Source organism: Enterococcus sp. LJL51, from assembly GCF_054871795.1.
On record NZ_JBTXLW010000005.1, the window covers coordinates 98,701 to 110,749 of the forward strand.

Here is a 12,049-nt window from a genome sequence, read left to right on the forward strand (position 1 = left end):
GCATAAATTTTTTACAGATTACAGAATACTGATAAGCAAAAGAAACTTTTAGAAAAATGAACACACATTTTTCTAAAAGTTATGAAAAAACTAATCAATTTTCAATTTATCAACAGTTAACCCCGTTTGCTACGCTCAAAATCATACAGCCCAGTTTCCAGCCTTGATAAAGTAAAAACCGTATTTTTATCTATTCGTTTGATTCCTGACTTCTTTTAGCAGCCCGTTCTGCTCTTCTTGCAGCCCGGCGTGCTTCCGCTTCCGGATCTTTCACACGTTCTTTCTTTTCTCTGACAGGGCGACTTTCTGCTGTTACAGACATTTCGCTTTTTTCAAGTTTTTCCCGCAGCTTTTCTTCCTGTCCAGCTAGCCGTGCATAATTATAGAATCTTGTCTTGGCGTCATTAACCGTTTTTTCAAAGAGCTTACCAGCATATTCAGCTTGTGTCGCTTCTAAAGCCGAGAATCTAACTTGCTTGCGCATAAAGTCTTTCATCTCATCAAATACTGGTTTTTTGAAGTCCAAGGTCATCGGAAGTTTGCCTTTTTCTCTTAACTCAGGGTTATAGCGGTAAAGCGACCAGTATCCTGACTGGACAGCTTCTTTTGCTTCTTGAAGCGTCTGACTCATCCCGCCTTTTAAACCGTGAGCAATACAAGGAGTATATGCAATGATAATTGATGGTCCAGGGAATTTTTCTGCCTCTTCAAATGCTTTAATTGTTTGCATTTGATTAGCTCCAGAGGCTATTTGAGCAACATATACATTTCCGTATGTCATCGCCATCATCCCAAGGTCTTTCTTGGATACATATTTCCCGCTGGCTGAAAACTTCGCAATAGCTGAAGCTGGAGTTGCTTTAGATGTCTGACCACCAGTATTAGAGTAAACCTCATTATCCAACACCAGCATATTCACATCCGCTCCGCTGGCCAGTACATGATCGATACCTCCATAACCTATATCATAAGCCCAGCCGTCGCCGCCAATCATCCATTGACTAGGTTTGGCAAAAAGATCATTGTCTTGATACACCGCTTCAAGCAGCGGCTGTCCGGATTTTTCATTTTCTAAAGCTGCTTTTAACTTAGCTGCCCGTTGCTGTGTGCCATCACTGTCATGAAGATGAATCTGCCAGTCTTTCATTAATGCCTGCAGTTCTTCTGAAGCAGCAGCCATGCCTTCATCCATTTTTTCAGCTAGGTATTCCCGTCTTGTCTGATTTGCCAAAAACATTCCATAGCCAAATTCCGCATTGTCTTCCAATAGGGAATTCGACCAGGCAGGTCCTTGTCCTTGATCATTGGTTGTGTATGGTGCCACTGGTGCAGCAGCACCCCAGATAGAGGAACAGCCTGTTGCATTAGCTATCATCATACGGTCGCCAAACATTTGCGTCAGCAGCTTTACATAAGGCGTTTCGCCACAGCCTGAGCAGGCACCGGAAAATTCAAGTAACGGCTTGTTGAACTGAGAGCCTAGAACCGTATTGGCTTTTGCAGGGTTTTCCTTTTGTCTCAAGGTCATTGAGAAGGCCCAGTTCATTGCTTGTTCTTTTTGTTCATTGTATGGCTTCATCACAAGCGCTTTTCCTTTTGCCGGACACGCTTCTACACATAGTCCACAGCCGGTACAGTCTTCGATAGAAACCTGAATACGATATTTCAAGCCGTCTGCGCCGCGCATTTCTCTGACAATGTAGCCTGCTGGTGCTTCCGTCATTTCTTCATCATCAGCTAAGAAAGGACGAATTGCCGCATGAGGACAAACAAAGGAACACTCATTACACATTGTACAGCGGTCGCTAATCCATTCCGGAACTTCCAGAGCAACGCCCCGTTTTTCTACAGCAGTTGTTCCTAACGGCATTCGGCCATCCACCATGCCGTTATCAATCAATGTTCCGACAGAGAGCGCATTCCCCTCTTGTCGATTAATCGGTTCAACGATTTCTCTTACATATTTTGAAACGGTCAAATCAGTTTTTTCTGTACTTAGTTCACAGTCTTTCCAAGCCATTGGAACATCCACTTTATGAAGCAGTTCTACTGTTCGGTCGATTGCCTGAATATTTTTTTCAACGACTGCCATTGATTTATGCCCATAACTCTTCAAGGCTTCATCTTTTAGTATTGGTAAAACCTCTTCAAAAGGAATAATGTTTGCCAACTTAAAGAAGGCTGTTTCCATAACAGTATTGATTCTGCCGCCTAGTCCTACTTCACTAGCTAGCTTTACAGCATTAATTGTATAGAACTGAATATCATTTTCAGCAATGTATTTTTTTAGCTTATTTGGCAAAAATCGTTCCAGCTGTTCGTCACTCCAAATAGAGTTCAGCAGGAAGGTCCCACCCTTTTTCAAGCCTTTCAGCAAGTCATACGTATGCAGATATGCAGCTGTATGGCAGGCAATAAAGTCTGCATTTTCAATCAGATAAGTGGAACGAATCGGTGTTTCTCCAAAACGTAAATGGGAGACAGTCAGCCCACCTGATTTTTTAGAATCGTAATGAAAATAGCCCTGTGCAAATTTATCCGTATGATTACCAATAATTTTAATAGCGGATTTATTCGCTCCAACTGTTCCATCTGATCCAAATCCCCAGAACTTAGCCTGATAGGTTTTTGGGTTAGTTAAGTCTAATGACTCTCCTGAATCAAGAGATGTATTTGTGACATCATCGACAATTCCCAAAGTAAAACGGGTATTTCTTTCATTTTTTTCTTTTAATAGCTCGTCATAAACAGCAATAATCTGGTTAGGCAAAACATCTTTCGAGCCCAATCCATAGCGCCCGCCGATTACAGCAGGACGGCTGTCACTTTCATAAAGCGCACTCTGAACATCAAGCAGCAGCGGTTCACCGCCGGCACCAGCTTCCTTTGTTCGGTCAAGCACAGCTACTGATTTTACTGTTTTAGGCAGCTTCTCTAAAAACGTCTCAAGAGGAAACGGCCGGAATAAATGAATATTTAAGAAACCGACTTTTCTGCCAGCCGCTGTTAAATAATCTACAGTCTGCTCAATTGTCTGAGCAACAGAACCCATCGATACAATAATTTCTTCTGCGTCCTCTGCACCATAATAAGTAACCAAATCATAATTGGTTCCACGCAGCTTATTGATTTCTTTCATATAATTTCTGACAATAGCCGGGAGCTGCTCATAATATTGATTCACTGTTTCCCGCTGTTGAAAATGGATATCCGGATTTTGATTTGTTCCGCTAACTGAAGGATGGTTGGGATTCATACTTCTCTCTCTGAAATCCTGTAAGGCATCCTCGTTTAGCAGCGGTAGCAGTTCATCATATTCCAGCACTTCAATTTTTTGAATTTCATGACTCGTTCTAAATCCATCAAAGAAGTTCATGAATGGTATTTTGGATTCCAATGATGCCAAATGCGCCACTGGAGATAAATCCATCACTTCCTGAACACTACTCTCACAAAGCATAGCAAAGCCAGTCTGACGGGCTGCCATCACATCTCCATGATCACCAAAAATATTTAATGCACCTGTTGTAACTGCTCTACTGGCAACATGAAAAACAGTCGGCAGCAGTTCACCGGCAATTTTATACATATTAGGAATCATCAACAGTAGTCCTTGCGATGCTGTATAAGTAGTAGTCAAGGCTCCTGTTTTTAATGAACCGTGAACAACACCGGCAGCTCCAGCTTCTGACTGCATTTCAACAATTTTAACTGGTTGCCCAAACAAATTTTTTCGACCTTCAGCAGACCACTGATCCACCAGCTCAGCCATCGTTGAGCTTGGTGTAATTGGGTAAATTGCTGCAAGCTCTGTAAACGCATAGGAGATATAAGCAGCTGCTGTGTTTCCGTCCATTGTTTTCATTTTACGCATTTAATTTCATCATCCTTCTATTTCAAAAAATAATTTCATCATTTATACATACCAGTTTATTATAACGGATACTTGAAGGTATTGAAACATTTTATAGATTTTTTTCACAAACTTACAATAATTTATTATTTCTTTTTTTTCTGTTTCCTTCATAGACTGCTATATAATGCATAAAAATCTTATTTTTTTCTGCTGACATACTATAGTTTTTATAATCAGCATTTGAAAAAATTGTGAAAAAAATAGTTATTTCTTCATCGGAAGAGTGTTTAGAATGGCATAAAAAAAGAACTATGCAATACAACGGCTGCATAGTTCTTCAATAGATATTAATACAATTCCAAATATTGTTCTCTTTCCCACTCAGAAACTGTCTGACGGAAGGCTGCCCATTCCATACGTTTTGCTTCAACAAAGTTTGCAAAGATATGTTCGCCCAAGGCATCTCTCATCACTTCATTTTTACGAAGCTCTTTAATTGCATTGTGGATTGTAGAAGGCAAGTCTTCAATTTGTGCTTCTTTTCGTTCTTCTTCATTCATAATGTAGATATTGCGGTCTACAGCGTTTGGCGGCGTTAGTTCATTCCTGATGCCGTCCAGTCCTGCTTGAAGCAGCACAGCCATAGCTAGATAAGGGTTAGCCGAAGGATCAACCGAGCGCAGCTCCAAACGAGTAGATAAGCCTCTTGATTCAGGTACACGAACTAGGGGCGATCTGTTTCTACCACTCCAGGCAACGTATACAGGTGCCTCATAGCCTGGAACCAAACGTTTGTATGAGTTTACTGTTGGATTGCACACAGCCGTATATGCACGAGCATGTTTCAGCAAGCCACCAAGAAAATGATAAGCAGTTTGGCTCAGCTGCATTGGTCCTTCTTCATCAAAAAAGGCATTTCCAGCTTCAGTAAATAATGACATGTTACAGTGCATGCCTGATCCATTGATCCCGAACAACGGCTTAGGCATGAAGGTTGCATGTAGTCCATGTTTTCTGGCAATTGTTTTTACAACCAATTTAAAGGTTTGAATATTGTCACAAGCTTCAATCACATCCGCATACTTGAAGTCAATTTCGTGCTGACCTGGAGCCACTTCATGGTGAGAAGCTTCGACTTCAAAGCCCAGACTTTCTAATTCCAAGACAATATCACGACGGCAGTTTTCACCTAAATCAGTAGGTGCAAAGTCAAAGTAACCGCCTTTATCATTCAGGTCTGTTGTAATTTCCCCATCTTCATCAAGCTTGAATAAGAAGAATTCCGGCTCTGGTCCTAAGTTGAATGAAGAAAAACCAAGCTCCTTCATATCTGTCAAAGCCCGTTTTAAATTCCCACGAGGGTCGCCTGCAAAAGGTTCGCCATTTGGATTATAAATATCACAAATTAAACGAGCAACTTTCCCATGATCACTTTCCCATGGAAAAATCATCCATGTCGATAAATCAGGATACAAGTACATATCGCTTTCTTCAATACGTACAAAGCCTTCAATAGATGATCCGTCAAACATCATTTTGTTGCTTAATACCTTTTCCAACTGACTGACAGGTACCTCAACATTTTTAATCGTTCCCATAATATCCGTAAACATTAATCGTAAAAAACGGACATTCTCTTCCTCGGCAATTCGTTTGATATCATCCACACTGTTTTCTTTTCTTGTCATAAGTTCCCTTCACGTCCTTCATTTTTTTATCCGAAATTATAGTTTCGGTCCTTGCGATTGGAATGGATTCTGTTGAGCCAGTCCTCCCTGAGAAAGAATTTCATCGTATAGAATTTTCCGGACATCTTCATCAGTTAAAGGCCTGCCGGAATTTTTGCCGTTTTTCTGTTCCTCTAGCTTCATTGTGTATACCCGTTTGATTCCTGCCATGTTTAGACCATCTGAAAGATAATCCTTTATCTCAAGCAGTGTATCAATATCATTCAATGAATACATTCGGCGATTGCCATCACTTCTTTCCGGATGAATCAGGTCCTGTTCCTCATAATACCGAATTTGACGTGCTGATAAATCAGTTAATTTCATAACTGTACCAATCGGAAAAACTGACATTGATCTCCTCAGTTCCTTTTCTCTCATATCCACCCCCCTCTCTTAGTTGGTAATAGAATAACAGCACTTTTTTCTCTTGTCAACGATTAATGTTAGGTTTCCTCACATTAATTATTTTTCGTTCGGTTTTAACGTTTTTTTCTTGTCTGGAAGCTGCTTTTTCTTTTAAGCCGCTCTTTTCCGTTGTTTATTTTTATTAAACTATTAAAATTAGGCTGTCTTGAATAGATCATTAGTCGAAACCTTAGACAGCTTTTACAAAAAACAGCAGAAGAATAATTGAAAAAAAACCAACTATCTCCTGCTGCTTGTAAAAATTTAAAAAATCCACTTAAACAAATTTATTGTTTTTTTGAATAAAAAACTTCATTTACTGCGTTAGAAACTGCAATTTTCACATGCTCTAAGGTAAGCCCCCCTTGTACATATAAGATATAAGGTGCCCGAATAGGACCATCAGCACTCAGCTCCATGCTTGCCCCCTGGACAAAGGTTCCTGCTGCCATGATAATATCATCTTCGTATCCCGGCATATAAGCAGGAATAGGAGTAACAAACGCATCGATTGGTGAAAATTTTTGAATTGCCTGACAGAAAGCTATCATCGCATCCTTATTTTTTAGTTCTACCATTTGAATTAGATCCGTCCGTTCATCATTCCATTTTGGCGTTGATTCCACACCGAACGATTCCAATAACGCCGCGGTGAAAACAGCTCCCTGGATTGCCTGACTAACCACATGAGGAGCAAGGAAAAAGCCCTGTAGCATATCATAGACAGCATAGAGCATGGCACCACCCTCACTCCCTACCCCAGGCGTCGTTAAACGATAGGCACAACGCTCTACCAATTCTGCCTTTCCTGCTAAATAGCCTCCAGTTTTAGCGATGCCTCCCCCAGGATTTTTAATCAATGAACCTGCCATAATATCCGCACCAACTTGAGTGGGCTCTAGTTCCTCTGCAAATTCGCCATAACAATTATCAACAAAAACTACTATATCGGGAGCAATAGCTCGAACTCTTTCAATCATTTCCTTGATAGCCTCAATCGTAAAAGAGGGTCTTGCTGCGTATCCTCTGGAGCGTTGAATTGCAATCATTTTGGTTTTCGCTGTTATTTTTCCTGCCAAGCTCTGAAAATCAACTGTACCATCCGCTAATAAATCAATTTGATCATAGCCAATATTATACTCTTTCATTGAGCCGATTCCATTGCCAGTAAGACCAATAACTTCCAGCAGTGTGTCATATGGTGTTCCTGTAATATACAGCAGCTCATCTCCAGGTCGCAAAATGCCAAATAATGCTGTTGCTATTGCATGGGTACCGGAAATAATTTGTGGACGAACTAGTGCTTGTTCTGCACCAAAAACCTCCGCATATACATTTTCCAGAGCCGTTCTGCCCAAATCATCGTAACCATAGCCTGTCACCGGCTGAAAATGTACTTCTGATATTTGCTGGTTTCTAAAGGCTCTCAGCACCTTCGCCTGATTTGACAACGCAGTTTGCTGCAGCTTTTTTATCCGAGGTTCAATCTGCTGAGTTACTTCAGCTATTTTTTGAACTAGTTTGGGATGAAATTGTTCTGTCCAGCTCATTCTTCATTTCTCCTAACCCATTTTGATTCTTTTTTCGCAAAGCCGCGCACTAAATAGCTGTTTTGATCTTCCAAAAATTCTTCTGAAAATAAGATTGTCTGTCTTTTTAACGCGCTTAACTCATGGCCTTGATCCGCACTTACTTCAAACTCATAAGGCACCAGCAACTCCATCATTTTTTCGCGGATTCTATTAATCAGTTTTTCTTTATCCTGACTATTCTTAGCAGAAATCAACACGTTAGGGAACAAAGTTGGTACGAACTCATCCGTCTGCAACAAATCACTCTTATTATAAATTGTTAAAACAGGAATTTTTCCCAAATCCAGTTCTGTTATTAGCTTTGTTACCGTTTGTTCGTGCTGCAGTCGATTTTCAGCACTGGCATCCACTACATGAAGAAGCAAATCCATTTCTCTACTTTCCTCAAGCGTCGAGTGAAATGCTTCAATCAGCTGTGTAGGCAAGTCTTGAATAAAACCTACTGTATCCGTAATTGTAACAACCATCCCGTTAGGCAGCTGCCATTTCTTTGTTAAAGGATCGAGCGTTGCAAAAAGCTGGTCTTCTGAATATGTTTTAGCTGCTGTCAATAAATTAATAATTGTAGATTTTCCCGCGTTTGTATAACCAATCAAGCCGATTTGAAATACATCTGCATTTTGTCTTTTCTGTCTGCTTCGTTCTCTGTGCGCAGCAACCTCTTTCAGCTCTCTTCTGATTGCCGTCAGCTTATTTCTAATATGGCGTCTGTCTGATTCCAGCTTGGTTTCTCCCGGCCCTCTAGTGCCGATTCCTCCGCCTAAACGGGAAAGATGCTTGCCTTGACCAATTAGTCTGGGCAACAGATAGTTCAACTGTGCCAGCTCTACCTGTAATTTACCTTCTCTGGAACGAGCCCGCAGAGCAAAAATATCTAAAATCAGCTGTACTCTATCAATTACACGAATACCTAATGCCTCACCAATCAGCTGATTTTGTCTAGGTGTTAGTTCATGATTAAAAATAACCAAATCCGCCTCATAGGCATCTGAAAAATTAATTAATTCTTCCAGCTTGCCCTTGCCAATCACTGTCTGACGGTCAATTTTTTGCCTTTTCTGCGTTAAGCAAAAGACAACTTCCCCTTGTGCCGTTTCAGTCAATTTTTTTAATTCCTGCATGGAATAATCAAACTGTTTGGTATTATCATCTGTTTCTACGCCGACCAGAATCACTTTTTCTTTACTACTCTCCATTTCTACTACCTTCTCTCCTGCTTCAGCCACTTTTCGATTGTACTGTCCAGTTCAGCCAAGCTATCGGGTTGCTGAATAAGATTAATCCAATTTGCCTGCATCCGGTTCCTAAACCACGTCAGCTGACGCTTAGCATAGCGTCTGGAATTTTGCTTGACTTGCTCAACGGCCTCTTCCAAACTAATTTTTCCTTGAAAATACGGAAAAAACTCTTTATAGCCAATTCCTTGTGCCGCCTGCATTTCCAGATTTTCATAAGTATATTCTGCTTCTTCCAACAAACCCTGTTTCAGCATTTCATCCACTCTTTGATTGATTCGCTGATACAAAAGTTCCCGTTCCGTTTCCAGACCGACCAGGAAATAATCATAAAGCTGCTGCGGCTGTTCTTTGGGCCGCATAATACTATAGCCTGTCAAATCAAAGACTTCCAGCGCTCGGATAACTTTCTTGCGGTTATTAAAATGAATTGCTGCGGCTGCCAACGAATCTTTCTCTTGAAGCTGCTGCCAAAGCGCTTCATTTCCATTCTGCTCCGCATAGCAGTTATACTCCTCACGCAGCTTTAGTGATTCATTTTCTTTTTTTCCGCCAAGCTGGAAGTCATAAAGCAAAGATTGAATATAAAGACCTGTTCCACCGACCACAATCGGCAGCTTGCCTCTACCATTGATTGCTTCGATGCAGCTTCGGGCTTCACGTTGAAAATCAGCTGCTGAATACGAATCTGTAATATCCCGACAGTCAATCAGATAATGGGGAATGTCTTCCATCTCCCTTTTTGTTACTTTAGCTGTACCAATATCTAATTTTCTATAAACCTGCATGGAATCTCCGCTAATGATTTCCCCATCAAATTTTTTTGCCATATGTATACTTAATGCCGTTTTCCCAACTGCTGTTGGTCCAACAATGACTAATACTTTTTTCATTCCCAAATCATTCACCCATTAATAAATTATTATGCTTCCGTGATTTTATACTGTTCATTCTATCATTCCAAATTGCTCCTATCAAATGAAAGTACAAAAGGGCGGACATATCGATTACATGTCCACCCCTCATTTTCACAAATTGTTTAAACACAGTTTATCCATCATTTTATGACGACAAATTTAAGCATCCGCTTCTATACGAATCGTAAAATTACCTGTTCCGCGAGTTAAATGCGGACTGTAAAACGGATCATGATCAATATATGTCTGCCATTTTTTCTGAAGGAGTTTCTTTTCACCTTCAAAACGCTGCAGTTTCTCTGGTGTTGTTTCATAGCCTCTGGATTTTGATTCAAAATGGTAGAGTTCAGCCTGATGCGCCCAAACATTATATCTTCCAAGCTCATAGACTTTCATACATAAATCAACATCATTAAATGCCACTGTGAATTCCTCATCAAAACCACCGACTGCCTCAAAATCTGCCTTTTTCAATAAGACGCAAGCAGCTGTTACTGCCAGATAATCTACATCTAGGTAAAGCTGACCAAAATAGCCGATATCGCCGTTAGGGAAGTAGTGATGTCCGTGGCCGGCAACATTTCCCAGTCCCATAATGACACCTGCATGCTGAATTGTTTTATCTGGATAGTAGAGTTTTGCTCCAACACAGCCTACACGGTCAAACTGAGCATAAGAAACCATCCTAGTCATCCAGTCCTCAGCAATAACTTGTGTATCATTATTTAAAAATAATACGTATTTTCCATTTGAATTTGCGGCAGCAATATTATTGATTTTTGAATAATTGAAGGGAATATCAATTTCTTCAACAATAAATCTTTCACCCAGCTTATTTTTATATCCTTTATAAAGTTCATCCATTTTCGGGTCATCACTCTCATTATCAGCAATGACAATTTCATAATTAGGATAAGTTGTTTTCTCAATAATCGAATCCACACAAGTTTTTACATCATCATATCCATTTCTGGTCGGAATAATGATACTAACTAATTCTTCATCGATTACTTCATAAGCAACATCATAAAATCCCGGAGCAATTCCCGGTTGAATTGTTCCATTTAACTTACGCCGAGACAAAGCATCCCTCAATGCTTTTAGGCCGCCGTCACTTGCGTAATCCTTCTCCTTTTGAGACAACGCAGTAGAACCTGGGAGCACACGCCAATGGTATAAAACTTTTGGAATGTGCTTTATATGCGATTCAGGAATAATTTCAGTGAATCGCAAAACCAAATCATAATCCTGCGCACCTTCGACACCTTCTCTAAAGCCGCCGATTTCCTTTAGAATTTTGGTTCTAAACACACTTAAATGGGAGATGTAATTTGTCCCCATTAGTAAATCAGGTGACCATTCAGGTTTAAAATGAGGCTCAAATCTTGCTCCCTCTTGATCGATTTTATCTTCATCACTATAAATTAAATCTACATCAGGCTGGTTGTTTATTTCTTTAACAATCTCAAAAATTGCATTGACAGACAGCTCATCATCGTTATCCAGCAGCGCAACGAATTCGCCAGTTGCTAGATTCAGTGCATCATTACTAGCTACGCTTATATGTCCATTTTCAGATCGAAACACTGCTTTAATTCGAGGGTCTTTTTCTGAAAAGCTCTCTATTATCTTCTTAATTTCAGGATTAGTTGATGCATCGTCGCAAATACATAATTCAATGTTTCTATATACCTGATTTTGGACAGATTCAATGCAGCGAACCAACCATTTCGGCTCAACATTATATACAGGCATAATAATAGAGACAAGTGGTTGATCAGTTAAACTGGCTAACGCTTTTTCCCAATCACGAATCGTTTCTGTTTCATTTTGAGTCATCCACGCTCTATACTCGTCACCATTGATAAATTTCTCTAATTTATAGCGTCTAATTGTACTGCTAATTCCGTTACGCTTTAAGTACCCTAACCCTTTTCTAACCTTACCCAGCTTTAGCTGTAAAGGAGTTTCAGTCCCCTTTTCAACAGGATATTTCTTTTTCAGATTAACAGTATATGAGGTAGCTGCGTTTGCCGTTTTAAAGTTAAAAACTACTCTTCCAGAAGGACTTTTAGGTTTAACAACAAATTCAAAACCGACGTTCATTTCATTAGGCAAATCAAAAAGAACATTAACATCCATTCGATAAAATTGACTAATTGTAACCTCTGCATTTATCTCATTCTGAACGGTTATTTTAGGCGTTTCTTTACAACTTTCATCAAATGCCCAGCCTTTGACTGTAACTGTGTTGTCCTGTCCATTTCTGACAATGCTGTCTACTGTAACTGTTAAGTTCTTATCCATTTTTCCC

General features: G+C 40.0%; 7 protein-coding genes. All 7 read right to left on the reverse strand.

What is annotated here, in order from left to right; all coding sequences use genetic code 11:
- Nucleotides 1–190: 190 nt before the first annotated feature.
- Nucleotides 191–3,874: a pyruvate:ferredoxin (flavodoxin) oxidoreductase gene (nifJ, locus tag ACYSNQ_RS07025; protein ID WP_426082174.1), complete on the reverse strand. Its 3,684-nt coding sequence runs from the start codon at nucleotides 3,872–3,874 to the stop codon at nucleotides 191–193.
- A 329-nt stretch (nucleotides 3,875–4,203) separates the two neighbouring features.
- Nucleotides 4,204–5,544, reverse strand: a complete 1,341-nt coding sequence (gene glnA, locus ACYSNQ_RS07030; protein WP_426082176.1) for a type I glutamate--ammonia ligase — start codon at nucleotides 5,542–5,544, stop codon at nucleotides 4,204–4,206.
- A 36-nt stretch (nucleotides 5,545–5,580) separates the two neighbouring features.
- Entirely contained in the window at nucleotides 5,581–5,964 is a 384-nt protein-coding gene (locus ACYSNQ_RS07035) for a MerR family transcriptional regulator (RefSeq protein WP_426082177.1), read from the reverse strand.
- Between the two features lie 314 nt (nucleotides 5,965–6,278).
- The gene (locus tag ACYSNQ_RS07040) at nucleotides 6,279–7,541 is read right to left on the reverse strand and encodes a methionine gamma-lyase family protein (RefSeq protein ID WP_426082178.1); all 1,263 of its coding nucleotides are present in this window, start codon (nucleotides 7,539–7,541) and stop codon (nucleotides 6,279–6,281) included.
- Nucleotides 7,538–8,779: a GTPase HflX gene (gene hflX, locus ACYSNQ_RS07045; protein ID WP_426082179.1), complete on the reverse strand. Its 1,242-nt coding sequence runs from the start codon at nucleotides 8,777–8,779 to the stop codon at nucleotides 7,538–7,540. Before hflX ends, ACYSNQ_RS07040 begins: the two co-directional genes overlap by 4 nt.
- Before the next feature lie 5 nt (nucleotides 8,780–8,784).
- Entirely contained in the window at nucleotides 8,785–9,711 is a 927-nt protein-coding gene (gene miaA, locus ACYSNQ_RS07050) for a tRNA (adenosine(37)-N6)-dimethylallyltransferase MiaA (protein WP_426082180.1), read from the reverse strand.
- Between the two features lie 183 nt (nucleotides 9,712–9,894).
- Complete coding sequence (locus ACYSNQ_RS07055; protein ID WP_426082181.1) at nucleotides 9,895–12,042, reverse strand: glycosyltransferase family 2 protein; 2,148 nt, start codon at nucleotides 12,040–12,042, stop codon at nucleotides 9,895–9,897.
- Nucleotides 12,043–12,049 lie beyond the last annotated feature (7 nt).